Origin of the sequence: Patiriisocius hiemis (genome assembly GCF_031846325.1) — a bacterium.
GTDB lineage: Bacteria > Bacteroidota > Bacteroidia > Flavobacteriales > Flavobacteriaceae > Patiriisocius_A > Patiriisocius_A hiemis.
Map to the genome: position 1 here is coordinate 45,630 of NZ_JAVRHZ010000007.1, position 26,062 is coordinate 71,691.

Sequence of the window (26,062 nt, forward strand, 5' to 3'; positions counted from 1 at the left end):
TCGAGTAAAAATAATGAATAAAGAAATGATAGTATAATTTTTGTAACTTTATGTATGGCAAAAACAAAAGAATATCAACTAGATGATGTCACGGTAGTCTGGGAACCTAGTTTGTGTATTCATTCTAAAAAATGTGTACATGGACTTCCAAAAGTTTTTAAACCTACTGAAAAACCTTGGGTTCAAACTGAGAATACAACTACAGAAGCTTTAAAAGAAACAATAGACACATGCCCAAGCGGTGCATTACGTTATTATGTAAAATGACAAGAAAAAGATAATGGTACTATGAAAAAAGAAACAGAGAATACAAAAGTTGAGGTTTTAGAAAATGGCCCCCTAATGGTTCATGGGAGCACTACGATAGTACATACAGATGGTAGTACTGAAGAAAAACAAAGAGCAACTGCTTTTTGTAGGTGTGGAAAAACTGGGAATATTCCTTTTTGTGATGGATCTCATAATAGTTAATGATGGATTTAAATATTACAGACAATAAAGACCGCAAACGTTATGAAACTCAAATTGAAGATAAGACAGCTTTTATAGATTACATCCGTACTAAGGATAGTATTTATTTAACTCATACCGAAGTCCCCAAAGGATTAGAAGGAAAAGGTGTTGGGACGGGTTTAGTACGTCAAGTTCTTGGAATTGTTAAAGAGAAAAACTATAAGCTTGCTCCTTTGTGTCCATTTGTTGCGGCATACATTAAGAAACACCCTGACCAATATAAGCATATGTTAGCAAAAGGATATAATGTATAAAAAAAGCCTGCAATTGCAGGCTTAATATTTATTGTTTAAGTTTCATTAATCTACAGCGTCTTCTACATCATCTGCAACATCTTCTACTGCGTCTTCAACTTTTTCTCCAGTAGATTTCTCTCTACAACTTGTAAAACTTGCTGCCAAGAAGGCTACTGTACATACTACTAAAAATACTTTTTTCATGATTTTTGTTTTAAGGGTTAGTTTATAATTTTCTACCAGTTGCTAGCCTATATAATATTGCTATTACTGCTAATACTAATAAAATGTGAATTAAGTTTCCTACTGCTTCTGGAAAGCCAATGAATCCAATTAGCCATCCCACAATAAGTACAACTACAATTAGCCAAATTAAACTTCTCATAATTTTTGGTTTTATGGTTATACTCCGAAGATAAAACTAAAAAATATCAGAAATTAAGCTGTTAACGGTCTTTAACTATGAAAAGTTAAAAAGTGTAAAATCTCTATTATTAAAAATTATTAGGGTTTTCTATGATTTTAGCAGCTCGTTCTTTTAAAGCTGAAATATCTTTTGCACTCTTTTTATTGAGTAAATTAAGCATCATATTCATACGGTGATTATCTTTAAAGTATTCTTTTTTGTCATCTAGAAAATTCCAGTACAGGCTATTAAAAGGGCAGGCGTCCTCTTCGGTTTTTTTTGAAGCTTTGTAATAACAACTTTTACAATAGTTACTCATCTTGTTTATATAACTGCCACTTGAAACGTAAGGTTTTGTAGCGATAATCCCGCCATCTGCAAATTGTGACATCCCTCGTGTATTTGTAATCTCAACCCATTCTATAGCGTCTATATAAATACCCAGGTACCACGCATCTACTAGGTCTGGATCACATTGAGCTAAAAGCGCAAAATTTCCAGTAATCATTAGACGCTGTATGTGATGCGCGTAAGAGTCTTTTAAACTTTGTGTTATTGCATGATGCAAACAATTCATTTTTGTGTTACCCGTCCAAAAGAAATCAGGTAGTTTGTTTTTGTTATCTAGCTTGTTGAGATTTTTATACTCAGGCATTTCTTTCCAATAGATACCTCGCATAAACTCTCTCCAGCCAAGTATTTGCCTTACAAAACCTTCTACTTGAGAAATATCAATCTCGCTTTTGTTTTCTCGCCAATTGCTTATCACAGATTCTATTACTTCTAGTGGATGTAACATTTTGCTATTCATCGCAAAGCTCAATCTAGAATGAAATAGGTACTGTTGCTCTGTATGCATAGCATCTTGAAAGTCTCCAAAATGAACTAATAAGTTTTTACAGAAATAATTAAGAACAGATAGACAGTCCTCTCTAGTAGTAGGCCAACTAAAATTAGTTTCTTCAATAGCCCCAATTGTCTCTACGTTAGCTTTCTTTATTCTTTTTACAGTATTTGAAACATCTTTTCTAAAACCACGTTCATGAGGGATTTCGATCTCTTCTTGCCATTTTTTTCTATTGCTTTTGTCAAAGTTCCATTTTCCTCCCTCAGGTTGATTATCACCTACAATCATGATATCATATTTTTTACGCATATCACGATAAAAATATTCCATTGTCATTTGTTTCTTATTTTTAAAGAAATTGGCAACATCCTCTCTTTGAGTCAAAAAATGCTCAGTATCAAAAGCCTCTGTTTTTATTGATTGTTTTTTACAGAAGTCTTTAAGCTGCTGGTCTAGTCTATATTCATCAGGCAATTGATATTCAAACTTTTTAATATTGTGGTTACTTATGAGTTCTGAAAGGTTTTTGGCTAAGTCCTGCTTGTTATTTTTATCATCTAGTGTATAGTACACAACAGTATGCTCTCTATCTGTAAGCCATTGTGCAAAGTTTTGCATGCTTTCAAAAAAAGCAACTACTTTTTGAATATGATGATTTACATAATCTGTTTCTTGTCGCATTTCTGCCATAAAATATAGTACATCATCAGTTGGGTCATCAAACCAAGAGTGTTTATGATTAAGTTGATCGCCGAGTATAAGTCGTAGTGTTTTCATTAGCTAGTTTTAAGATAACCAAAGGTTTGTATATTGATTATTAGGGTCATACATACTGGCTTGTCGTTCTATGTTAAACTTTCTATCTCTTGGGTCATTACCAACTCCAGCATTATACATCCAATTACCCCAATTGCTATGTACATCATAGTCTATGAGCATACTCTCAAAATAGGCGGCACCTATACGCCAATCCTGCTTTTGTTCTTTTGCCCAAAAGCTGGCAACATTTTGTCGACCTCTATTACTCATCCATCCTGTATTTGCAAGTTCTTTCATGTTTGCATTTACAAAATCGTATTTAGTAGCCCCTTGAATCCAATCTTGTAATTTATTAGGGTTAGTTCCCCAATCATATTCTTTTTGAAGAATTCCGCCAACGTAAAAAATACGGTTACCATGTTCTAGTGATTTATACTTAAAGAAATCTCTCCAGTAAAGCTCAAAAATGAGCCAATACGTATCTTGATTTTTTTTAATTTCTTTTTCAAATTTTTTAACCTCCCAATAGATACTTTTTGCTGAAAGACAACCATTTGCCAACCAAGCTGAAAATTTAGAACTATAGTCTATTCCTATAAGTCCGTTGCGAGTTTTTTTGTAGTCTTGTAGCTGATGAGTCTCCCAGAAATAATGATTAAGTCTTTCCCAAGCTCCTGTTTCTCCACCTTGAAAAGGAAATGCGCTGCGTGAATCTTTATCAAATGCTTGAAAACCTAAGTTTTGTAATGTTGGAACTTTTGTTTTATTCTCAATAAGATTTTTCTTGGGTAATATGTTTGGTTTATCAAAAGGCTCTCGCACCTTTGCATACTTTTCAATCTTTTTTCTGAATTGTGTAAATACCTTAGGTATTGTATTAAAACTCTCAAAGGGAATGTCTTCTGGGTGGATTAAAAACTGATCATAACTTTCTACAAACTTTATTTTAGAAGAGATACTTTGTTTAACGCTGCTTAATGTTGTTGTCTCTTCTTTAGTCCACTCTTTTTGAAGAAAAATACTAGTTATTTCATATTCTACCACTAGGTTTTTTAATACAGTTTCTGGCTTTTCATGAAATACAAGTAGTGGGATATTTAGTTGCTCTAAGTTTTCTTTTAAATCTTTTACCGATTCAATAATAAACTGTGCCCTGTACTTTTCAGTTTTTTTAAACCCATAAGGTGTATTTGCAAAATCTTCGGGATTAAAAAAATAAGCACCTATTACTTTTTCAGAAGTATTACAAGCACTAATAAGCGATTTATTGTCTTGTATACGTAAGTTACTTGTAAACCAAATTAGGTTATTCATAGTTTATTTGTTTTTTCTACAGCGTTCGCTACAATAGGTTACATTTTCCCAATCGCGTTCCCATTTTTTTCTCCATGTAAATGGCTTTTTACATATGGGACAAATTTTTGTAGGAAGATGCTGTTTTTTATGAGCCATTAGTCTTTAGGTCTAGCGTATTCCAATCGATTTAGTAATTTAGGCAATGCATAACCATCTAGCCCGTTTACAGTCACAGTTTCAGTATCTTCTAAGCTTAAAAATCCGTCTTCTTTTTGTGCTTCTTCACTACAATAAATGTGTTCTATAGCTCCAATAATTAATAGACAGTTGTTTTCTTCAATGAAGTATTCATTTTTAAAAGAACAACCAATTTTAACTGGTGATTCCGATACGTATGGTGCATAAAACTTATCCAAATAAGTAGGTGTTAAGGCAGTCTTGTCGAACTCTGAAATATCATTTTTATACTTAGCAGAGGTATGATGAGCATCTTCAAAGATTTTTTTTGAAACATGATTAACTGTAAAAACACCTGTTTTTTTTAAATTATCATATGTGTTCCTTTCAACTGTTGTAGGACGAAGTATAAACCCCAATAGAGGCGGATTACTTCCTAAATGAGTAACGCTACTAAAAATAGCTACATTTTCAATTCCGTCCTTAGATTTTGTTGCGATTAAATTTGCAGATTTATATCCTGTACAACTATTTATAAGGTTTACACGGAATAGTTTTTCTAGTTTTTTAATCTGTTTGGCGCTGTAATGTTGCATTCCATAAAATTAAAGTTTTGTTTATTTATTTCTCTTAAAATTTAAACAAAAATAATCTATTCTCAATTCTCTATTTTTACAAAGTATTATATTCAACAAAATGAAAGACCTAGACTTAGATAAAGCATTTGAGACCAATAGAGAAACTTGGAATAAAAAAGTTGCAATCCACGCGGCAAGTGATTTTTATTTTTTGGAAGAGTTTAAAAAAGGTAAAACCTCCCTTAATAGTTATGAGGTTAAAGCGTTAGGTGATGTTACTGGAAAATCTTTGTTGCATTTACAATGTCATTTTGGGCAAGATACTTTAAGTTGGAGTAGGATGGGAGCCAAGTGTACTGGTGTTGATATTTCTGAAAATGCAATAGAACTGGCAAAGAAGTTAAATACAGAACTAGAACTGGATGCTAACTTTGTTTGTTGTAATGTTTTGGATACTTCAAAGTATATATCTGAAACATTTGATATTGTTTTTACTAGCTACGGTACCATAGGTTGGTTGCCAGATTTAAAACCTTGGGCACAAATGATTGCTGAAAGATTAAAGCCTGGAGGTGTTTTTTACATTATAGAGTTTCATCCTATTGCTTGGATATTTGATTATACGATTTCTCCACCTAAAATGAAATATGCTTATCACCAAAAGAATGTAATTTATGATGAATACGAAGGCACCTATACTAATAATGATGCAAAAATAATAAGCAAAGAATATGGTTGGAATCATAGCTTTAGCGAAGTAATTAATGCACTAGTTGCTGCGGGTCTTACAATTGAATTTCTAAACGAATATGATGCCTCTCCTTATGATGTATTTCCAGATTTAGCTAAAAACAAAAATGGATATTATGAGTTGAAAGAAAAGCTATATCCTTTATTGTTTGATGTGAAGGCAACAAAAAAATCCTAAGTGAATACTTAGGATTTTTATACTTGCAATATAAATTTAATGTTCAGCGTCTTCTTTTAACAATTCTGGGAATTTCTTTTTAAATCTATTTAATCTAGGTACTGATACATTTTGAATGTATGGGTTGTTAGGGTTTCTTTTTTCATAATCTTGATGGTAGCCTTCTGCGTCCCAAAACTTTTGAAAAGGGAGTACTTGCGCTGCCACTTTCCCTTCACCAATCTCTTTTTCTATTTCTACTATTTTTTGATCAATTATTTTTTTCTCTTCATCATTTTGGTAAAAAATAATAGAACGGTATTGCGAACCTCTATCTGGGCCTTGTCCATTAACTTGTGTTACATTTTGAGAGCCAAAATAAACATCTACTAACTGTGAAAAACTCACTATTTCTGGGTCATAAATTACCTCATTAGCCTCTGCATGTCCAGTACGTCCAGTATTACTTGACTCGTAGGTTGGATTTTCAGTATGACCACCACTATATCCAGAGATTACTTCTTTAACCCCTTTTACACTTTCATAAATTGCCTCTACACACCAAAAACAACCGCTGGCAAAATAGGCTCTTTTTAATCCGTTTTTAGTTTCAACTTGTATAGGAGTGATTTCTTTTTGAGCAATAGCCTCTGCTTCTTTGTTAGATTTATTAGAGGTATTGCAGGCAGCTGCAATTGTGAAAACTAGTAGTGCAGCTATAAATGGTATCTTTTTCATTGTTGTAAATTTTTCTTTGAGTCGAAATTACATACTCGACCTTTCAGGTTAATAAGATATTAATCTACACTATTTTTTATAGTTAATTAAATTATAAAAGAGATTGCTTTAAAACTAGTAGCCGGTAATTTAATTATTTGTCTTCTGGTAATACGTGATCAAAGCTTAATATTCTTTTAAGCAACCATGTATTATTTTCAAACAGCCAAAGGCTAGTAAATCTTGCAGTACTTCTCTCTACAAAGGCTTGCTTGTTATTAGATTCAAAAAAAGTATGAGAACCATTGTGTATTGCTCCATAAAGTTCTCCATTGTTGTATAAAGGATAAATTTCTGTTGAGTTCTTTATTAATCGTCTATTTGAAGTGTAGTTCTCTGGGTTACTGCACAGGCCATTTTTTAAATCTGAAATAAATTTACTTTTAGATTGTGTTATCCCGCTTTTATCATGGTAAAACTCAAAGTCTTCTGCTATTAATTCTTTAAAAGGAATCATATTACATTTATTAAACCCTTCAGAAAATAGTAAACTATCCTTTATGATTATCGTCTTGTAAAGAGGGTCGTTTTTATCAACTTGACAATAAGAATTTAGACATAAAATGAATATTGAAAAATAAAGAAGATGTTTTATTGCTTTCATAATTGGTTTTATAAAAAGCCCAGTATCATACAATACTGGGCTTTAGTTTTGGTTGGTTGTTAGTCAAGATAGCCTCTTACATTTTATTAAGTCCGCCAGAGCGACTACTCTTATTGTTTACAGCACTTGGATTCCCGTAGTAATTAATGTCTCCACCACTAGATGCACTCGCTGTTAATTTGTCTTTTACATTTACTGTAATATCTGCGCCACTTGAAGCTTCTGCATTGCAGGTAGCTACAATTAAGTTCTTTGCATTTAAGTCACTACCACTAGAGGCATCAGCTCGTAAAGAACTTGCTTTACCGGTTACTTTAATGTCTGCACCGCTACTAGTTTCAGCAAAAACTTCTTTAGAAAAAATCTCTACTTCAAGGTCTGCACCACTACTTGCATCAAGGTTTAAACTTTCAGATTTAATAACCGAATTACCTATTACATCTGCACCACTAGATGCCTCAATGCTTTTTAAACCTGTATAGGTTACATATACCTTTTTTGCAACAGATCTACCAATATTGGCATTGGTTGTAATTATTAACTTTCCGCCATCAATTCTAGTTTCAATAATTTCTTGAAGGTTCTCATCTGCTTCTACAGTTACTTTAGTCTCTGCGCCTTCTGTTAAAAATACATCTAGTCCTGCAGACCCTCTAACTTCATCAAAGGACTCTCCCTCAATTCTGTCTTGTGTAACTACATTACCGTTACCATTTGTTTGGCCTAAATTTATATCAAAATTGCAGCTTGTAAACAGCAGAACTACTACTGAAAGTGCTAAAAATTTAATTGTTTTCATTGTTATAGTTTTTTTAGTTGTTGTTATTTGTTGAATCCACTACGATAGTGTTTTGTGTTTCTTTTGAAGAGCTACTTTGTGTAGCATTTCCATCATCATCACTTGTGTCATCAATTACTTGCTGTTCCCAACCTTCAGAAGTTGTACTATTTGAGTTTTGAGATGCATCTGTAGACATATCGTTATCACTACTTTCTTCAGAAGCTGGGCAATCTAAACATTCAGTTTTATCACGAAGAATTCTCAAGTATTGTTCTTCATCTCCATTGTCTAAAATATCTTCGTACCAAGAACTATTTCTATGGAAAGAGTAAGTGTTTTTATCTGCGTAAAGAATACTACCTACAGGCATATATAGAGTTAAGTGTACTTCTTGATTACGATACTTACTCTCTATTGCAGAAGTATGAAAACCGTCTAAGGTTAACATGCCATTTTCCATAATATAATTATAGTCTATCGCTTTTGCGCGTTCTCTAGCATTTAAAAAACTATTGCCTTCTGCATGCTTTTCTATTACTAGTTTTGCAACAGAATCTGTAGTAGATTTTACAACAAGTCTAATATCATTTGAGTAGATTACTTTCTCGTCGTTTTCATTATACTTAAACTTTAAACCACCATGACGGTAAACATAAGCGCTATATTGGTTGTCAGCATTCATGCGCACTTTTAGAGTGTCACCTGTTCTTACAGGTAATGTGGTCTCTGTTATGTTATCACCATCATAAGCTTGTTCGTTTGCCATACGTACACCAAAGATTCCTAATGCAACGATTGATGCTATCCAAGTAATAAAGAGTACAATTTTTGCTGTTGTACCAATAGATTTTAGATTAGTAATCAACATTTTAAGTCCTAAAATAAAGAGTACAAAAAACGGAATACCAATGGCAAAGAAGATACTTAGTGAAACTAACCAGAGTGGTACAATACTATCTGTAAAAGCACCAATATAATCTAGCACTTCACCATTACCCCAGAAGTCTACTGAACCAAAAGTAAATAAACCAATAATAAGACCTACCAGGGTAGCTAGTGAAGTAATAATAAGTACTATTCCTATAAACTTGACAAATATTTTTAAGAGTACTAGAAGGATACTACCAAGCGTATCGAAAAAACCAGATGCTCCGCTTTTTACTTTTTGCCCGTATTTGTCATAGTCTGCATTTTTTACTTTATCTGCGACTGTTTCATACCCTTCTTTAAACTTTTTTTCAATATTGGAGATATTCACAGCTTCTCCAGTCATTTTAAGTTTGTCTGCCGTGCTTACTGCCGCTGGAACTAATATCCAGAACAGTATGTACACTATTATAAAAGTACCACTTGTTAAGAAAGTTAGTAAAATCCATAGTAAGCGAACCCAAAGTGCATCTAAGCCTAAATAATGTCCTAATCCAGAAGAAACACCAGAGATAAACTTATTATCTATATCTCTAAATAGTTGCTTGTGGGATGCACTTGCATTAGTGTATGTTCTTTGTTGGTTATTGTTTTTTGGAGCATCATCAAAGAGCTCTTCGTCTACCATATAGTCTTCTGGTTGTCCCATTACAGCAATTACTTCATCTAATTCTTTAAGAGAAATAACTTGCGAGCTACTTTCTACTTTCTCGGAAAAAAGTTCGGAGATACGTGTTTCTATGTCACGCATAATTTCGTCGCTGCCTTGAGGTTCAGTCAATGACTTTTTTATGGCAGCCAGATAGCGTTGTAGTTTTCCGTAGGCATCTTCGTCTATATGGAAAAATGTTCCTGCTAAGTTGATATTTACTGTCTTTTTCATTTTTTAGTTGTTTCGCTTGTTACTCTATTAACTGCTTGTTGCAATTCGCTCCAAGTAGTATCTAATTCTTTTAAAAATAGTCTTCCGGTTTCGGTAAGATCATAATACTTACGCGGTGGTCCGCTAGTAGACTCTTCCCATCTGTAGGAGAGCAATCCTGCATTTTTTAGGCGTGTAAGTAGGGGATATATAGTTCCTTCTACTACTAGCATTTTGGCGTCTTTAAGCGTGTCTAGAATATCACTTGTATATGCCTCTCCGTCTTTTAAGATAGAAAGGATACAAAACTCTAGCACTCCTTTGCGCATTTGTGCTTTTGTGTTTTCAATTTTCATAATTTCTTTTTTACATTGTTTGGTCTATTGTGTAAGTCAACTCGTCTAAGTTTTCACCTTTACTTTTTAAATATTGATGAAATGCTTCATATGATTCATTACATTTAATAGCCTCTTTGGTTGTAATGTCTACATTAATATCTGGAGCATTGTTTCCTAATATGCTCATAACTAGACCCATTACTAATTTAACTATCGTGCTCATTTTCTGATTGATTTTGTTCCAGCGTTGCTGGGGTTGTTTTGATGAATTGTATGCAAATAGGATACTTGTATAATTTTCCTTTAGCCGCAGCCATACTGGCCATTATTACTGCGTAAATTTCTAAGATAAAAAGCCCAAGGAGCAATAGAACTACTATAAAAAATAAGATTGCATATCCTACACTATTTTTAATTTCTGAAAAATGGAGACGATCCACATTGTGTTCTATAGAATCAATTAATGCTATAAAATCTGAAGCAAAAATGATAAAGAAAGGGAGACATACCAATCCAATTACTAAAGTGTAAACCAAGACACTTAACTGAAAATTTAGCGCCTGCTTCCCATGTTCATCAACAAAACTTCTTTCTTTATTAATGGTCCATAATAATAGGGGACCTACAAAATTTCCAAAAGGGAAAAAGTATTTTAAAAAGGTAGAGAGGTGAATAAAAGTACTAACACTTTTATCGTTTTCTGAAATTTCTACACTTGATTTTGAAGTTGGATTTTCCATGATTCATTAATTTCTTATACAAATATATGTTTAAAAAAAGGTATTATGTTACGCATAGTACTAAAATTTAACAAAATTTTAAGAATTGTAAAATTCTATTTACCAGCGTATCTTCGTGCAAAATATTTCTCTAATGCCCATATCAGCTAGTAAAATCAACACATTTACTTTATTTAAATTACCTTCTGCTTTTTTTTGTGGTGTTCGGGTTGTATCTATTACTGAAAGCACGTGTGTAGTTAAAGTAAAGCACCGTTGGATTAATCAAAACCCATTTAAGTCTATGTTTTGGGCTGTACAAGGTATGGCAGCAGAGTTAAGTACAGGCGCTATGGTTTTATCTTCTATTAAGGATAGTAATGCCAAAGTTTCTATGCTAGTAGCAAATAATAATGCTTCGTTTACTAAAAAAGCAAGAGGCCGTATAACATTTACTTGCAAAGATGGTCTTGCAATTACTGAAGCTATAAAAAAAACAATTGAGACTGGGGAAGGACAAACCTGCTGGATGCAATCTGTAGGTGTAGATAAACAAGGTGATGTTGTTTCTACATTTAATTTTGAGTGGACAGTAAAAGTTAAAAGTAAGCAGTAGTTAGTTGAGGTAAACAGTTGAGGTAAACAGTTGAGGTAAACAGTTAATATAGTCTAAAGTTTTTATATTTTATTTTTGAGTTTAGGTTTTCATCTTCATCTTCGTTTCCATATCCTCCTTATTCTATATTCTTCAAGCTAACCTGTAACAATTTCAAATACTACCCAACACATATAATAGTATCAACCTTTAATTTTAAAAAAAAATGAATGCACACGAAATAGATTACACCATTTATGGTGAAGAAATGCAATATGTAGAAATAGAATTAGACCCTAATGAGGGAGTAGTTGCAGAAGCTGGTAGTTTTATGATGATGGATGATGGCATCAAAATGGAAACTATTTTTGGAGATGGTTCTCAAAAAGATAAAGGGTTTATGGGAAAGGTATTTGGAGCAGGAAAACGCTTACTTACAGGAGAAAGTCTATTCATGACCGCTTTTTATAATACCGTTGTAGGCAAAAAGAAGGTTAGTTTTGCATCACCCTATCCTGGAAAAATTATAGCAATTGATTTACAAAAGTTTAATGGTAAGTTTGTGTGCCAAAAAGACGCTTTTCTTTGTGCTGCAAAGGGAGTTTCTATAGGGATAGAGTTTTCAAAAAAACTTGGAAGAGGGCTTTTTGGTGGCGAAGGCTTTATTATGCAAAAGTTAGAAGGAGATGGAATGGCGTTTGTTCATTCTGGAGGTACCACAGCTACAAAAGAGTTAGCACCAGGAGAAAAACTTAAAATTGATACGGGTTGTATTATTGGTTTTGACCATACAGTAAATTACGATATTGAGTTTGTTGGGGGAATAAAAAACACTCTTTTTGGTGGTGAAGGACTCTTCTTTGCAAATCTTACAGGCCCCGGAACGGTTTATATTCAATCACTACCTTTTAGTAGGTTAGCAAAAAGAGTTTGGGCAGCTGCTCCAAGAGGCGGGGGAAAAGATAAAGGAGAAGGTAGTATTCTAGGAGGTTTAGGAGATTTATTAGATGGTGATAATAGATTTTAACACCTTTTGTTGAAAAAAAACAGAATTAATTTCGACTTTTTTAGTTATATTTATATCACTAATAAAAAACAACTGCTTATAGTCCAAAAATACTTAACTTTTTAATTTTGTTTACTATGTCAAGAGCAATGTTTGATTACACCAAGACGGTGCTTTCTAAAGTTAGTTTTGATGTAAATTTGTTCTGTAAAGAGTTGAAAAAGGCGATGGATAGACTTCTTCCTTATGAAATCGAGGAACTAAAAGTTTGGATAGATACTCTAATAAAGCAGAACCCGCAACTTGATAAATGTCTAATTTATTTAAATTAATAAATAAAAACCTCTAAGAAATTAGAGGTTTTTTTATTTTACAGGTGATATAATTTTTACATCTTGAAAAGCTATAGCACCTCTAACAACTCCAGCAATAACATCATACATTGCGTTAATAATTTGCATCTTTAACTCACTAGCACTATAAATAATACTCACCTCTCTCGCTGGAGATGGTTCATTAAAGTAACGGAGGTTTTTTTCTTGTTTTTCTGAAAGGTCTAGTGTGTGTAAGTAGGGAAGTAAAGTCATTCCTAGCCCTTCGTTAGATAACTTTATAAGTGTTTCAAAACTTCCACTCTCTAATTGAAAAGTATCATCTGGATTTAGTTTTGAAGCTTTACACAAATTTAACACCCCATCTCTAAAACAATGGCCATCTTCAAGTAATAAAATATCATCTAGGTCAAGGTCTTTTCCATCTATTTTTTTCTTATTAGCTAACCTGTGACTTAGGGGAATATATCCAACAAAGGGTTCATAATATAAAGGACGTTCTTTAATTGTTGGTATTTCTAAGGGAGTTGCAGCAACCGCAGCATCTAGATGCCCTTCATTAATCTTCGATATAATCTCATCGGTAGTTAACTCTTCAATTTTTAAATGAACTTTAGGATACTTTTTAGTAAAATTCTTTAAAAACATAGGAAGTAGTGTAGGCATTATCGTTGGGATAATTCCTAAATGAAAATCTCCACCAATAAAGCCTTTTTCTTGATCTACAACATCTTTCATTCGTTCAGACTCGTTCACAATGTTACGTGCCTGACTTACAATTTTTTTCCCTACAGAAGTTAATTCAATAGGCTTCTTACTCCTGTCAAAAATGAGAATGTCAAGCTCTTCCTCCAGCTTTTGTATTTGCATACTTAATGTAGGCTGGGTAACAAATGTTTTTTGAGCCGCTTTTGTAAAGTTTTGATGCTCTGCAACTGCAAGCACATATTTAAGTTGGGTAATCGTCATTATAATGATGTGTCTACCAAATATAACCCTATTGTTAAAACTTATAAAACTTTTTGTTATAAAAGTTTTTGCCTATCTAAAATTAGATCATTGGGTTATTGTACTTTATATAAGTTTACCGTTTTTTGCGTAAATCTACGTACTACTACGTATGTCATTATCTACTTGTAGAGAACACAAACTAACAGATAGTCGAAGATTTAATATTTCTTTAACTAAATTAAGTAGCTGACTGTTAGTTAATTAATTTTTTTGTTATTTAAATTCAGCTTAAAGAAGTTGCTTCATCGATTATTTTTCAATTATACTAAATAATCAGCTACCTTACAGTAGAAATTTTTAAGGACTTAACTTGTTTAAAAGTAAGGCTTAAATATATGTACAGTATACCACAGTATTAATAAATTATAACTAAATAACCACAATCATGAAAAAAATTACATCCGCAAATCATTTTTTTTCTATCTTTTTTTTCTTACTAATTTTCTCGTTTAATAGTAATAACTTACTGGCACAAACATATTGTACTTCAAGTGGGTCTGCTGGGAGTACTTTTTTTGTAGGGCAAACATGTTTAGCAGCTAATAGTCCAAATTGTGAAAATTGTTGTGCTCAACCTGGATCTTATACAGATGAGACTGGTCGTCAACCTATCACAACGTTTACTCCTAATAGCGCTACTAATGATAACTTATTTGTAAGTTACAATACAAATTCTGGTGGATTGCAAAATTATGTTTTTGCAGTTTATATTGATTTAAATCAAGATGGTGATTTTGAGGATCCTGGGGAAGAAGTCAATACTGGTGGTGGCTCTTTCAATTCACCAACTGGAGGGGGAGGAACATTTGGTGCTACACCTAGCATTCCTGTTACAGCCACAAATGGTGTCACAAGAATGAGATTTATAGTTAAAAATGGTACAACACCAGTTTCAGGTCCTTGCGAAAATGGATTTAATGGAGAAACAGAAGATTGGCCTGTAGAAATTGCTGGTGCTGGAATGACTGGTGGCGGAGATACAACACCACCCAATGCAGTATGTATGAATGCGACAGTACAGTTAGATGCCGCAGGGAATGCTACAATAACTGCTACGCAAGTTGATGGAGGTTCTACAGATGATACAGGCATCACCATGAGATCGGTTTCACCTAATACATTTACATGTGCAAATGCTGGAACTAATATAGTTACACTAACGGTAGAGGATGCAGCAGGTAATATGGATACGTGTACCGCAACTGTTACTGTAGAAGATAATATAGACCCTACAATTACTTGTGCAGCAGGTGGAACAAGAAATCCACAGCCAGGTCAAATGGCTTATACAGTTCAAGGTAACGAGTTTGACCCAACAGCTTCTGGAGATAATTGTGGTGCTCCTACCTTAACACATAATTTTAATGGTGGTGGAACTTCGTTAGCTGGAGAAATGCTACCACTTGGTGACACTATGGTAACGTGGACTGCAAATGATGGTAATGGACAAACAGCTTCCTGTATGCTTACTATAACTGTGGAGTATGATACAGACCCTACTATTACTGGAGATGCTAACGATAATGATTTTGAAGTATTTATAGATGGTACTGAAATAGTAGTAACACAGGATGGAACTGAAATTATAAGACAACCAATAAGTGTTACTAACTCTATAACAATTAATGGTGGTGATGGTAATGATAATTTTGAAGCAGATTTTTCTGGAGGAAACTTTACAATACCTATTACTGTTAATGGACAAGGACAAACTGGAGCACCAGGAGATGCTTTGGTAATTTCAGGAGGGACATTTACAAATACAACAGTAAACCACTCAACACCTGGTCCAGATGGTAACAATGGAGATTTAGATTTTGATGGCTCAATGATTACCTATACAGGTCTAGAACCTATAGATATGACTGGTAGTACAATTACAAACTTGGTGTTTAACCTACCTACAGGTGTCGCTAACGATGCTACCTTGCAAAATAATGGTGCTGCTGGAGCTTCAGAGTTAATAGATAACGGAGCTACTTTTGAAGATACTGCTTTTAGTAATCCAACTAACTCATTAACAATAAATACAGGAGACCAAGGAGATATTATCAATGTATCTGGACTTGATGCTGCTTTTGATGCTAGTTTCACTATTAATGCAGCAATTACAGGAGACAACGTAGTTTTTGATACAGCTCCAACTTCAATTGGAACAGGAGACTTACTTGTTAACGCAGATGCTTTATCTGTAGAAAATAGTGTCTCTACTTCGGGAAGTATTACTATAAATTCAAATAACAGTACAGCAATTACTGCAACAGGAACAGTAGAAACAACGGGTGCTAGTGATGTAAGCATAAATGCTGGTATAGCTGCAACTCCTGGTTCTGCATTTATAGGTCTTAATACCTCTGGAACAATACAAGCTACAGGAGCAGGAAACGTAACAATCGTTGCTGATGCTGGTGGAACAACAGGAAACTTTAGAACGGGGATTTTATTAGGTGGTACAGCTTCTATTACATCAAATACTGGAGCATTATCTATTACAGGAACAGGAGCAAATGCTGTAAATAGTAATCACGGAATTACTTTTTTCCCAGGTAGTTCAGTAACCTCAAATGGAGGAGGAATAACACTTAATGGAACAGCTGGAAATGGAGCTGGTATTACAAATTTTGGTATTGCTGGAAACAATGTGACTATTCAAGATACCAATAATGGACTTGTTTCAATAACGGGTGTTGGAAGTGGAAACGGTCAAGGAGGCGTTGGTGTTCGATTTATTTCTGGAAGTCAAATAAACTCAACGGGTAATAATGTAGTAATAGATGGAACAGGTTCTGCAACGGGTACAGTTGATAACTTTGGAGTAGAAATCAATGCAAGTTCTATAACTGGTACTGATGTTAATTTAAATGGTACTCCTGGTAACGCAACAGACGCTGCAATGACATTTATTGGAGGTATGAGTGCTGTAACAGCTACTAATTCACTTACCCTTAACGCAGTTTCTGGAGAAATTAATACGCCAGATGGAACACAAACCAATGATTTATTTACAGGTACAAATGTTATTGTAGATGGAATATTAGCTCCAGGTCAATCTCCTGGACAACTTTTAGTTGTTGGTGCTTTTGCTATTGGAACAGGTGATACCTTAGAGGTAGAAGTTGATGAGTTTGATACTGCAGGAACAGACTACGACCAAGTAGTAGTAACAGGAACAGTAGATATTACAGATGCTACACTTACCCTTGTAGACAATACAGCTGCTACAGGAGTTATTGGTGATGTAATGACGCTTATAGATAATGATGCGGCAGACCCAGTTGTTGGAACATTTGCAGGACTTGCAGATGGTGATGATGTTTCTTTTAATGGTGAAACATGGAGAATTTTTTATAGTGGTGGTGATGGTAACGATGTATTATTAGCTTTTGTGCCAGACCCACTAGCAGATGTATATGTAAATGATAATTTTACAGCTGCAGACGGAACTTTTATTGCAGATGCAGACCCTAATACAGCAGGAGCACAAGCTGCTGTAATAGGTGTAAATGCATTTGATACCATTCAAGAAGGAGTGGATGAAGTAATTGCTGCTGGAAATGTAAACATCACAGACGATTTAGGAACAGATGGACCTGGAACATATATTGAAAATGTTACCATAGCGAAAAGTATAAATATTCTTTCTACAGAAGATGATCCAACAGCAGTAATTGTAGATGGTGGAGCTGCAGGAAGTGTTTTCTCAACCTCAGGTGGAGTAAATACAATGTCTTTTACAAGTCTTACCATTCAAAATGGTAATGCTGCTAATGGAGGAGGAATTAATAATACTGCTGCTACGGTCTCTATTAGTAATTCTTTAGTGCAAAACAATACAGCAACGTCAAGAGGAGGAGGAATTTTGAATGATGGAGGATTAGTTACTGTTACTGCAAATACAACTATAAATAATAATACAGCTAATCTTCGTGGTGGAGGTATCGAAAATTTTGGAGGTACTTTAAACGTGTTTGGTATGGTTACTAACAATACTGTTCCTGGATCTGGTGGAGGAATTTTATCACAAGCAGGAACTGTTACGCTTGATGGAGCAACTATTTCCGGAAACCAAGCTAATTTTGCAGGTGGAGGTGTTTCACTTGAGACTAATGCAAACCTTATTACATTAAATAATGTATCGATAACTGGAAATTCAACATTAAGTAATGGAGGGGGGGTATTTTTTCAAAGCTCATCAACTGCCACAATAGATATGGCTACTATTGCAAATAATACTGCAGGTCTATCTGGAGGAGGTATTTACATAAGAACTGATGCTGGAGTTGTAACTATTAGCAATTCAACCCTAGATACTAATACGGCTAGTGGAAATGCAGCAACAGAAGGTGGAGGTGGAGTTTTTCTAGATGATGCTAAATCACTTACGCTAGATAATACAGTCTCAATTATAAATAATATTGCAAATGGTACTTCTGGAAGTGGAGGAGGAATCTTCTTAGATACAGGAGCATCATTAACTGCAACAGGAACTACAATTACTGGAAATCAAGCCAACAGAGCAGGTGGAGGAATAGAAGATAATTCTGGAGCTGGATTGAGTCTTATATTAACAGATATAATTTTAAATAATAACAGCGCATTATCTAATCCAGGAAACGGAGGAGGTTTACACATAACTGGCGCTGGTGATACAGACATCATTGGTGGAACTGTAAATAACAACACAGCTGCTTTAGAAGGTGGTGGTTTATGGAATGGTACTGGAACTATGACAGTTGATGCAGTTACCATTAACAATAATACTGCTAGTGGAGCAGCTGCCAATGAAGGTGGAGGAGGAATCTTCAATGCTGGAGGCATTGTTTCAGTAGTAAACGGAACAACAATAAGTAACAATGAAGCCGATGGTACTGCTGGCTCTGGTGGTGGAATTTTAAGTGATGGAGGAACATTATCTGTATCAGACTCAGAAATATCTAATAACCAAGCCAACAGAGCTGGTGGAGGTATAGAAGTCACAGGAGCTGCAAGTCCTTTAACACTTACTAACATTGTTCTTAATGATAATAATGCAGGAGTTGCTCCTGCTGTAGCCGCACCAGGAAATGGTGGAGGGTTACATATAACAGGTGCAATCGATGCTAATATAACAGGTGGTGAAGTAAATAATAATATTGCAGCCTTAGAAGGAGGTGGATTATGGAATGGCACGGGTACCATGACGGTAGACGGTGTTCGAATTGGAGTAGATGCTACTGGCAATGACCAAGGAAACGATGCACAAGGAGCAGGAGCCGATGATGGAGGTGGAGGTATCTTTAATAATGGAGGTACTTTAATAGTAGAGAATGGTTCAGGTATTCGTTTTAATACTGCAACAGGAGCACAAGGTTCTGGAGGAGGAATCCTTTCAGTTGCAGGTGGAGGCGTAACCGTTGAGAACTCAGTAGTTTCAGATAATGAGTCTAACAGAGCTGGTGGAGGTATCGAAATGGCAGGAGCAGGAGGTACATTATCTATGGATAATGTAAACATGCGTCGTAATGTTACAGGAGTTGTAACTGGTGCTGGAGCTCCTGGAAATGGAGGAGGAGTACATATCACAGGTATGTTAGATGCGACGATACAGAATTCTTCAATCCGAGGAAATATTGCTGCTAATGAAGGAGGAGGACTTTGGAATGGAAGCGGTACAATGACAATAACAAATTCACAAATAAGAAACAACGAAGCCAATGGTGACGACTCTGGAGCTTCTGGTGGTGGAGGTATCTTTAATGAAGGCGGAGTAGTAACTACAGATGCAGACACAACTATTCTATTCAACACAGCAACAGGCGGTGCGTCTGGTTCTGGAGGAGGAGTATTAGTCGCTGGTGGATCATTCACAGCAACCGGAACTCGTATTGCACAAAACACAGCTAATAGAGCTGGTGGTGGAATCGAAGTACGTGATGCAGCAGCAGGTGGTTTAGCAACAATAATTTTAACAGATGTTAATTTAAATCAAAATGATGCTCAAGCCAATCCTGGAAATGGAGGAGGACTGCATATTACAGGCGCATCCAACAGTAGTATTACTGGTGGAACTGTGAATGGAAACGATGCTGCCAATGAAGGAGGAGGACTCTGGAACGGAAGCGGTATTATGACAATTAGCGGTGTTACCATATTTAATAACGATGCTGATGGTGATGATGCAGGTATGTCTGGTGGAGGCGGAATCTTTAATGAAGGTGGTATTGTAAATACAGACGCTACAACACTTATAGATAACAATCGTGCATTAGGAGGTGCATCTGGTTCTGGTGGAGGTATTTTAAATGCCGCTGGAACGATGAATATTAATGGAACAACTATTACAAACAACCAAGCTAATAGAGCTGGTGGAGGTATCGAAGTAAATGGAGTTTCTTTAACGAACCTTATAGATGTAACATTAGATGATAATCAAGCACTTGCTAACCCAGGTAATGGTGGTGGTTATCACATTACTGGAGGTGGTGACACTAACATAACAGGAGGTACAGTTAATAACAATACTGCAGCCAACGAAGGTGGGGGATTATGGAATGGAACAGGAACCATGACACTTACTAACGTAACAATTACTAACAACGTTGCCAATTCTGTAACTACTGGTGGTGGTGGAATCTTCAACAATGGTGGTATTGTTGATGTAGATGTAGCAACTTCGGTTACAATGAATGTTGCCGATGGTGCAACGCCTGGTGGCCGTGGGGGTGGATACTTCAACAGTACTGGAGGAACCCTTAATATTGCTTCAGGGTCAACCATAACTATGAACTATGCAAGTAGAGCTGGTGGTGGTATCGAAGATGCAAGTGATGGCACTTTGGTTCTAGATAATGTAACGATTACTCAAAATGGAGCAGGGGTTGACCCAGGTTTCTTTGGAGGAACAGTAACACCAAACCCAGGAAACGGTGGAGGTATTCACTTATCAGGAACTACAAGTCTTACAATTACCAATAGTGAAGTAACATCAAACCTAGCGGCAAGCGAAGGTGGAGGACTTTGGAACAATCAAGGTATAATGACTATTGGTACTACTGAAATTACAGACAATGTAGCAAGTGGAGATGGAGCCGATAACGGTGGTGGAGGTGTCTTCAATAATGGAGGTACTTTAGATATTCAAGCAGGTACTTTAATCCAGAGTAATAATGCAAACGGAATTTCAGGTTCTGGTGGAGGTGTTTTCTCTACAGATGGTGATGTAACAATTGCAGACTCGACGATAGAGTTAAATACTGCAAATAGAGCAGGTGGGGGTATCGAAATTATAGATGGTACTTTAAACTCCACAAATACATTTATAGACACTAATGCTACTGGAAGTAATCCTGGAAATGGTGGAGGACTTCATATTACAGGAGCTGCAAATGTTTCCATATTAGGAGCAACAGTTGAGGGTAATACTGCAGCCTCTGAAGGAGGAGGATTATGGAATTCTGCTACAGGAACACTAAGTGTAGATACTTTTGTAATAAACAATACCGCAAGCGGTGCTGCTGCCGATAATGGTGGTGGAGGAATCTTTAATAATGGAGGTACTCTTTCAGTAGAATCAGGAACAACTGTAAGTGGAAACATTGCAGATGGTACAGCTGGTTCTGGAGGAGGAATCTTCTCTGTTGCTGGTGACGTGACCATAGCAGATGCTTCTATTGTTAATAATACATCAAACAGAGCAGGTGGAGGTATCGAAATGATAGATGGTACCTTGACTATGAACAACACACAATTAAATGATAATGAAACATCTGCCGCACCAGGAAATGGAGGAGGACTGCATATTACAGGTGCTGCTAATTCAATTATTACAGGTGGTAATGTAGAAGATAACATAGCTGCTTCAGAAGGAGGAGGACTCTGGAATGGAAGTGGAAACATGACTGTAGATGGTGTAATTATAGATAGCAACACAGCAAGTGGTGCTGCTGCTAATGAAGGTGGTGGAGGAATCTTCAACGCTGGAGGTAGTGTAAGTGTTATAAATGGAACAACAATAATTAATAATATAGCAGATGGAGTTTCTGGATCAGGTGGTGGAATATTGAGTGATGCTGGAGGAACTGTTTCAATTGATGGTTCAACTATTTCTAATAATGAAGCCAACCGTGCAGGTGGTGGAGTTGAAATGGAAGGTGGAAACCTTACCGTTACAAGTTCTAATATATTAAATAACGATACTGGTGTTGCCTCTGGCGGAGCTAACCCTGGAAATGGAGGTGGTGTTCACTTAGGTGCTGGTGCTAATGGAAGTTTTACAGATAGTACTGTAGATGGAAATGTAGCTGCTGCCGAAGGTGGTGGTCTTTGGAATAGTAACTCTGGTACTATGGATGTAACAAATACAGCTATCACAAATAACGCTGCTAATGGAGACTTACCAGATAACGGTGGTGGAGGAATCTACGAAGATGGAGGTACCCTTAATATTAATACAGGAACACTAATAGATAATAATACTGCATTAGGAGTCTCTGGTTCTGGTGGAGGTATTCTTTCCAAAGGAACTGTTTCAATTGATGGTTCAACTATTTCCAATAATGAAGCTAACCGCGCAGGTGGTGGAGTTGAAATGGAAGGTGGAGACCTTACCGTTACAAATTCTAATATAGTAAACAATGATACTGGTGTTGCCTCTGGTGCTGCCAATCCAGGTAATGGAGGTGGTGTTCACTTAGGTGCTGGTGCCAATGGAAGTTTTACAGATAGTACTGTAGATGGAAATGTAGCTGCTGCCGAAGGTGGTGGTCTTTGGAATAGTAACTCTGGTACTATGGATGTAACAAATACAGCTATTACAAATAACGCTGCTAATGGAGACTTACCAGATAACGGTGGTGGAGGAATCTACGAAGATGGAGGTACCCTTAATATTAATACAGGAACACTAATAGATAACAATACTGCATTAGGAATCTCTGGTTCTGGTGGAGGTATTCTTTCCAAAGGAACTGTTTCTTCTAACGATGCAACAATCACGAACAACCAATCAAATCGTGCAGGTGGTGGAATAGAAATGGTAGGTGGAAGCCTTACAACTTCTAATATGGATATATCAAATAATGATACTGGTGTTGCTTCTGGTGGAGCTAATCCTGGAAATGGAGGAGGAGTTCATGTAACTGGAGCTGGTACAGTAAATATTACTGATGGAACAGTAAACGGTAACGTCGCTGCATTAGAAGGAGGAGGACTTTGGAACGGAAGTGGAAACATGATTGTAGACGGTGCTTTAATTGATGGTAACACCGCAAGTGGAGCTGGAGCTAACGAAGGTGGTGGAGGTATCTTTAACGCTGGTGGTAGTATAACAGTAACCAATGGAGCAACGATAAGCAATAACATAGCCGATGGAGCTTCTGGTTCTGGTGGAGGAATTTTGAACGATGGTGGAGATTTAACTGTATCAGATTCAGAGTTATCAAATAACACTTCAATGCGAGCTGGTGGAGGAATTGAAGTTGCGAGTGGCGGAGGAATCAACAGTTTGACTAATGTTGATTTATTAAACAATACGACAGCAGCTGCTCCAGGAAATGGAGGAGGGCTTCATATTACAGGAAGTGACAACTCAACTATTACTGGTGGAACCGTAAGTGGTAACGTCGCTGCATTAGAAGGAGGAGGACTTTGGAACGGAAGTGGAAACATGACTGTAGACGGTGCTTTAATTGATGGTAATGCTGCGAGTGGAGCTGGAGCTAACGAAGGTGGTGGAGGAATCTTTAACGCTGGAGGTAGTGTAAGTGTAATAAATGGAACTACGATAAGCAATAACATAGCCGATGGAGCTTCTGGTTCTGGAGGAGGAATTTTGAACGATGGTGGAGATTTAAGTGTATCAGATTCAGAGTTATCGAATAACACTTCAATGCGAGCTGGTGGTGGAATCGAAGTAGCAAGTGGTGGTGGAACTAATAGTTTGACTAATGTTGACTTATTAAACAACACGACAGCCTCATCACCAGGTAATGGAGGAGGACTTCATATTACTGGAGGTGATGATTCTACCATTACTGGTGGAACCGTAAGTGGTAACGTCGCTGCATTAGAAGGAGGAGGGCTTTGGAACGGAAGTGGAAACATGACTGTAGACGGTGCTTTAATTGATGGTAATACTGCGAGTGGAGCTGGAGCTAACGAAGGTGGTGGAGGAATCTTTAACGCTGGAGGTAGTATAACAGTAACCAATGGAGCAACGATAAGTAACAACGTAGCAGATGGAGCTTCTGGATCTGGAGGAGGAATTTTGAACGATGGTGGAGATTTAAGTGTATCAGATTCAGAGTTATCAAATAACACTTCAATGCGAGCTGGTGGAGGAATTGAAGTTGCGAGTGGTGGTGGAACTAATAGTTTGACTAATGTTGAATTATTAAACAATACGACAGCAGCTGCTCCAGGAAATGGAGGAGGACTTCATATTACTGGAGGTGATGATTCTACCATTACTGGCGGAATAGTTAGTGGTAATGTTGCTGGAAGTGAAGGAGGAGGACTATGGAATGGTTCTGGAACGATGACAGTTGATGGAACATTAGTTGATGATAACTTGGCAGATGGAGATGACCCAGATAATGGTGGTGGGGGTCTCTTTAACGCAGGAGGTTCACTAATAGTTGTAAATGCAACAATTACCAATAATGACGCTGATGGAACATTTGGTTCTGGAGGTGGAATCTTAAACGATCAAGGAACCCTTACTGTAACAGATACAGAGATAGCTAGCAATGAGTCTAGAAGAGCAGGAGGAGGTATTGAAGAGAATTCTACATCAGGAAGCAACTTAGTACTTACAAATGTAACTTTAAACGGAAATACAACAGCTAATACACCTGGAAACGGAGGAGGACTTCATATTACGGGAAGTGGAGGCGCTACTATTGATGGAGGAAGTGTTTCAGCTAACGTTGCTGCATCTGAAGGTGGAGGTCTTTGGAATGGAACAGGACTTATGACTATTACTGGTACTATAATAGAAGATAATATAGCTATGGGTAACTCTGGAAGTAATGGAGGAGGAGGTCTCTTTAATGAAGGTGGAGATGTATCTATTACAGATGTAACCTTTATGAAGAACATCGCTAACGGTACTTCAGGTTCTGGTGGAGGATTATTCACTAAAGCTGGAGGTGTAACTATAGTAACTACTTTATTTGATGGTAATAGTGCAAACCGTGCAGGTGGAGCTATAGAAGTAGTGAATGGAGCATTAGACTTTTCAAACTCACAGATGATAGGTAATGATGTTAATAATGGAGTTGGAACAGCTAACCCAGGAAATGGAGGAGGACTTCATGTAACTGGTAATTCTGCATCGGTTACTATCTCAAATAGTGAGGTAAGTGATAATCAAGCTGCTAGAGAAGGTGGTGGACTATGGAACCAATCAGGGTCATTAATGACAGTAGAAGTATCTACAGTAGATGGAAACAGTAGTTTTGGTACAGACCCAGATGATGGAGGTGCAGGTATCTTTAACAATGGTGGATTACTAGATATTATTGATTCAACAATATCTAACAATGAAGCAATTGGAGGTAATGGAGGAGCACTTCATAATAATACTGGAGGTGATGTAACAGTTGTTACTAGTACACTATCTGGTAATAGTGCTGGTTCTGGTGCTGGAGCATTTAACAACGGATCTAGTTTAGACTTTAATGCGGTTACTATTGCAAATAATACTTCTTCAAGTACTGGAGGTGGTATAGAAAGCGCAAGTAGTACTTCATTGAAAAACACACTAGTTGCAACAAACAATGCTTCATCAGGAATGGATGTTTCTGGTAGTTTTGTTTCTAATGATTTCAACCTAATTGGTACAGATGATTTAGGAGTATTCCCAGAGCAGTCTAATGATATTGAAGAAGCTGATGCATTCTTAGGTCCATTACAAAACAATGGTGGTACTACAGAAACACATGAGCTATTGTTTGGATCATTAGCATTTAATGGAGGAGACCCGGCTGATACTTTTGATGATCAAATAGGACAGGCAATTTTCTCTACAGCAAGAGATATTGGAGCGTTTGAAGCGCAAACAGTAATACTTAATGTTGAAGAAACTGCAGATGGAGGATTTGATATTAGAGTATACCCTAACCCTTCTAAAGGACAATCTAATGTGTCTATTCCAGTAAACTTTGGAAATGAGATAACAATGACAATCATTGAAGCAGGATCTGGCAAGCTGGTAAGAGTAGATACTCTTACGAGTGGTATTAATGAGGTTCGTTTTGATGAAATGCAAGATGGTGTATATGTGTTACGATTAGTATCAGAAACACATACTTCTACCCATAGATTAATTCTTGGGAAGTAATAGATAAACAATATTCAATAACAAAAAAAGCCCTTACATATTGTAAGGGCTTTTTTTTAGTAAGTACTATTT

General features: G+C 36.2%; 22 protein-coding genes. 8 read left to right on the forward strand and 14 right to left on the reverse strand.

Features of this window, described 5'->3' with window-relative positions; all coding sequences use genetic code 11:
- The first annotated feature begins 54 nt into the window (after positions 1–54).
- The 3 genes from RM538_RS11120 to RM538_RS11130 are packed head-to-tail and all read left to right on the forward strand — an operon-like array spanning position 55 to position 767.
- Positions 55–267, forward strand: a complete 213-nt coding sequence (locus RM538_RS11120; protein WP_311333511.1) for a (4Fe-4S)-binding protein — start codon at positions 55–57, stop codon at positions 265–267.
- Positions 268–288: 21 nt separating this feature from the next.
- Positions 289–471 (forward strand): CDGSH iron-sulfur domain-containing protein, encoded by a 183-nt coding sequence (locus RM538_RS11125; RefSeq protein WP_311333512.1) that lies wholly within the window; start codon positions 289–291, stop codon positions 469–471.
- A complete protein-coding gene (locus RM538_RS11130; protein ID WP_311333513.1) occupies positions 471–767 on the forward strand; it encodes a GNAT family N-acetyltransferase in 297 nt (98 codons plus the stop codon). The genes RM538_RS11125 and RM538_RS11130 overlap by 1 nt, the downstream gene beginning before the upstream one ends.
- 45 nt (positions 768–812) lie before the next feature.
- On the opposite strand, the gene RM538_RS11135 is transcribed toward RM538_RS11130, so the two are convergent.
- The 6 genes from RM538_RS11135 to RM538_RS11160 form a co-directional block, all read right to left on the reverse strand.
- Complete coding sequence (locus RM538_RS11135) at positions 813–953, reverse strand: hypothetical protein (RefSeq protein WP_311333514.1); 141 nt, start codon at positions 951–953, stop codon at positions 813–815.
- A gap of 22 nt (positions 954–975) precedes the next feature.
- Positions 976–1,134 (reverse strand): lmo0937 family membrane protein, encoded by a 159-nt coding sequence (locus tag RM538_RS11140; protein WP_311333515.1) that lies wholly within the window; start codon positions 1,132–1,134, stop codon positions 976–978.
- Positions 1,135–1,243: 109 nt separating this feature from the next.
- A complete protein-coding gene (locus RM538_RS11145) occupies positions 1,244–2,779 on the reverse strand; it encodes a cryptochrome/photolyase family protein (RefSeq protein WP_311333516.1) in 1,536 nt (511 codons plus the stop codon).
- 9 nt (positions 2,780–2,788) lie between these two features.
- Positions 2,789–4,075, reverse strand: a complete 1,287-nt coding sequence (locus RM538_RS11150; protein WP_311333517.1) for a DASH family cryptochrome — start codon at positions 4,073–4,075, stop codon at positions 2,789–2,791.
- A gap of 3 nt (positions 4,076–4,078) precedes the next feature.
- Positions 4,079–4,213, reverse strand: a complete 135-nt coding sequence (locus RM538_RS11155) for a DUF2256 domain-containing protein (RefSeq protein ID WP_311333518.1) — start codon at positions 4,211–4,213, stop codon at positions 4,079–4,081.
- Positions 4,213–4,830 carry a flavin reductase family protein gene (locus RM538_RS11160; protein ID WP_311333519.1) on the reverse strand — a complete coding sequence of 206 codons (618 nt, stop codon included), beginning with the start codon at positions 4,828–4,830 and terminating at the stop codon, positions 4,213–4,215. The genes RM538_RS11155 and RM538_RS11160 overlap by 1 nt, the downstream gene beginning before the upstream one ends.
- Before the next feature lie 100 nt (positions 4,831–4,930).
- Between RM538_RS11160 and RM538_RS11165 the strand changes: the two genes are divergently transcribed.
- On the forward strand, positions 4,931–5,740 hold the full coding sequence (locus RM538_RS11165) for a class I SAM-dependent methyltransferase (RefSeq protein ID WP_311333520.1): 810 nt from the start codon (positions 4,931–4,933) through the stop codon (positions 5,738–5,740).
- Positions 5,741–5,776: 36 nt separating this feature from the next.
- Here RM538_RS11165 and msrA read toward each other — a convergent pair whose 3' ends face one another.
- From msrA to RM538_RS11200, 7 genes are all read right to left on the reverse strand, one after another.
- Positions 5,777–6,457, reverse strand: coding sequence for a peptide-methionine (S)-S-oxide reductase MsrA (gene msrA, locus RM538_RS11170; protein WP_311333521.1), 681 nt, complete (start codon positions 6,455–6,457; stop codon positions 5,777–5,779).
- A 133-nt stretch (positions 6,458–6,590) separates the two neighbouring features.
- Positions 6,591–7,100, reverse strand: a complete 510-nt coding sequence (locus RM538_RS11175) for a DUF4440 domain-containing protein (protein ID WP_311333522.1) — start codon at positions 7,098–7,100, stop codon at positions 6,591–6,593.
- Positions 7,101–7,176: 76 nt separating this feature from the next.
- A complete protein-coding gene (locus RM538_RS11180) occupies positions 7,177–7,899 on the reverse strand; it encodes a head GIN domain-containing protein (protein ID WP_311333523.1) in 723 nt (240 codons plus the stop codon).
- Between the two features lie 13 nt (positions 7,900–7,912).
- A complete protein-coding gene (locus RM538_RS11185) occupies positions 7,913–9,691 on the reverse strand; it encodes a PspC domain-containing protein (RefSeq protein ID WP_311333524.1) in 1,779 nt (592 codons plus the stop codon).
- The gene (locus RM538_RS11190; RefSeq protein WP_311333525.1) at positions 9,688–10,026 is read right to left on the reverse strand and encodes a PadR family transcriptional regulator; all 339 of its coding nucleotides are present in this window, start codon (positions 10,024–10,026) and stop codon (positions 9,688–9,690) included. Before RM538_RS11190 ends, RM538_RS11185 begins: the two co-directional genes overlap by 4 nt.
- A gap of 10 nt (positions 10,027–10,036) precedes the next feature.
- Positions 10,037–10,231, reverse strand: coding sequence for a hypothetical protein (locus RM538_RS11195; protein WP_311333526.1), 195 nt, complete (start codon positions 10,229–10,231; stop codon positions 10,037–10,039).
- Complete coding sequence (locus RM538_RS11200; RefSeq protein ID WP_311333527.1) at positions 10,215–10,748, reverse strand: DUF4870 domain-containing protein; 534 nt, start codon at positions 10,746–10,748, stop codon at positions 10,215–10,217. The genes RM538_RS11195 and RM538_RS11200 overlap by 17 nt, the downstream gene beginning before the upstream one ends.
- Positions 10,749–10,881: 133 nt before the next feature.
- On the opposite strand from RM538_RS11200, the gene RM538_RS11205 reads away from it, so the two are divergent.
- The 3 genes from RM538_RS11205 to RM538_RS11215 all read left to right on the forward strand — a co-directional run bounded on the left by RM538_RS11205 (position 10,882) and on the right by RM538_RS11215 (position 12,660).
- The gene (locus RM538_RS11205) at positions 10,882–11,343 is read left to right on the forward strand and encodes a DUF4442 domain-containing protein (protein WP_311333528.1); all 462 of its coding nucleotides are present in this window, start codon (positions 10,882–10,884) and stop codon (positions 11,341–11,343) included.
- A 205-nt stretch (positions 11,344–11,548) separates the two neighbouring features.
- Positions 11,549–12,349 carry a TIGR00266 family protein gene (locus tag RM538_RS11210; protein WP_311333529.1) on the forward strand — a complete coding sequence of 267 codons (801 nt, stop codon included), beginning with the start codon at positions 11,549–11,551 and terminating at the stop codon, positions 12,347–12,349.
- A gap of 116 nt (positions 12,350–12,465) precedes the next feature.
- A complete protein-coding gene (locus RM538_RS11215) occupies positions 12,466–12,660 on the forward strand; it encodes a hypothetical protein (RefSeq protein WP_311333530.1) in 195 nt (64 codons plus the stop codon).
- Positions 12,661–12,693: 33 nt separating this feature from the next.
- On the opposite strand, the gene RM538_RS11220 is transcribed toward RM538_RS11215, so the two are convergent.
- A complete protein-coding gene (locus tag RM538_RS11220) occupies positions 12,694–13,629 on the reverse strand; it encodes a LysR substrate-binding domain-containing protein (RefSeq protein ID WP_311333531.1) in 936 nt (311 codons plus the stop codon).
- Positions 13,630–14,056: 427 nt separating this feature from the next.
- Here RM538_RS11220 and RM538_RS11225 point away from each other — a divergent pair, with 427 nt between their 5' ends.
- The gene (locus RM538_RS11225) at positions 14,057–25,990 is read left to right on the forward strand and encodes a GEVED domain-containing protein (RefSeq protein ID WP_311333532.1); all 11,934 of its coding nucleotides are present in this window, start codon (positions 14,057–14,059) and stop codon (positions 25,988–25,990) included.
- Positions 25,991–26,062: the final 72 nt, after the last annotated feature.

Bases quoted from the DNA above. Each gene is read 5' to 3' on its own strand.
- RM538_RS11155 (WP_311333518.1), bottom strand. From the start codon at position 4,213: ATGGCTCATAAAAAACAGCATCTTCCTACAAAAATTTGTCCCATATGT.
- RM538_RS11195 (WP_311333526.1), bottom strand. From the start codon at position 10,231: ATGAGCACGATAGTTAAATTAGTAATGGGTCTAGTTATGAGCATATTA.
- RM538_RS11165 (WP_311333520.1), top strand. From the start codon at position 4,931: ATGAAAGACCTAGACTTAGATAAAGCATTTGAGACCAATAGAGAAACT.
- RM538_RS11135 (WP_311333514.1), bottom strand. From the start codon at position 953: ATGAAAAAAGTATTTTTAGTAGTATGTACAGTAGCCTTCTTGGCAGCA.
- RM538_RS11120 (WP_311333511.1), top strand. From the start codon at position 55: ATGGCAAAAACAAAAGAATATCAACTAGATGATGTCACGGTAGTCTGG.
- RM538_RS11200 (WP_311333527.1), bottom strand. From the start codon at position 10,748: ATGGAAAATCCAACTTCAAAATCAAGTGTAGAAATTTCAGAAAACGAT.
- RM538_RS11180 (WP_311333523.1), bottom strand. From the start codon at position 7,899: ATGAAAACAATTAAATTTTTAGCACTTTCAGTAGTAGTTCTGCTGTTT.
- RM538_RS11185 (WP_311333524.1), bottom strand. From the start codon at position 9,691: ATGAAAAAGACAGTAAATATCAACTTAGCAGGAACATTTTTCCATATA.
- RM538_RS11160 (WP_311333519.1), bottom strand. From the start codon at position 4,830: ATGCAACATTACAGCGCCAAACAGATTAAAAAACTAGAAAAACTATTC.
- RM538_RS11140 (WP_311333515.1), bottom strand. From the start codon at position 1,134: ATGAGAAGTTTAATTTGGCTAATTGTAGTTGTACTTATTGTGGGATGG.
- RM538_RS11190 (WP_311333525.1), bottom strand. From the start codon at position 10,026: ATGAAAATTGAAAACACAAAAGCACAAATGCGCAAAGGAGTGCTAGAG.
- RM538_RS11145 (WP_311333516.1), bottom strand. From the start codon at position 2,779: ATGAAAACACTACGACTTATACTCGGCGATCAACTTAATCATAAACAC.
- RM538_RS11175 (WP_311333522.1), bottom strand. From the start codon at position 7,100: ATGAAAGCAATAAAACATCTTCTTTATTTTTCAATATTCATTTTATGT.
- RM538_RS11225 (WP_311333532.1), top strand. From the start codon at position 14,057: ATGAAAAAAATTACATCCGCAAATCATTTTTTTTCTATCTTTTTTTTC.
- msrA (WP_311333521.1), bottom strand. From the start codon at position 6,457: ATGAAAAAGATACCATTTATAGCTGCACTACTAGTTTTCACAATTGCA.
- RM538_RS11210 (WP_311333529.1), top strand. From the start codon at position 11,549: ATGAATGCACACGAAATAGATTACACCATTTATGGTGAAGAAATGCAA.
- RM538_RS11125 (WP_311333512.1), top strand. From the start codon at position 289: ATGAAAAAAGAAACAGAGAATACAAAAGTTGAGGTTTTAGAAAATGGC.
- RM538_RS11205 (WP_311333528.1), top strand. From the start codon at position 10,882: ATGCCCATATCAGCTAGTAAAATCAACACATTTACTTTATTTAAATTA.
- RM538_RS11220 (WP_311333531.1), bottom strand. From the start codon at position 13,629: ATGACGATTACCCAACTTAAATATGTGCTTGCAGTTGCAGAGCATCAA.
- RM538_RS11150 (WP_311333517.1), bottom strand. From the start codon at position 4,075: ATGAATAACCTAATTTGGTTTACAAGTAACTTACGTATACAAGACAAT.
- RM538_RS11130 (WP_311333513.1), top strand. From the start codon at position 471: ATGATGGATTTAAATATTACAGACAATAAAGACCGCAAACGTTATGAA.
- RM538_RS11215 (WP_311333530.1), top strand. From the start codon at position 12,466: ATGTCAAGAGCAATGTTTGATTACACCAAGACGGTGCTTTCTAAAGTT.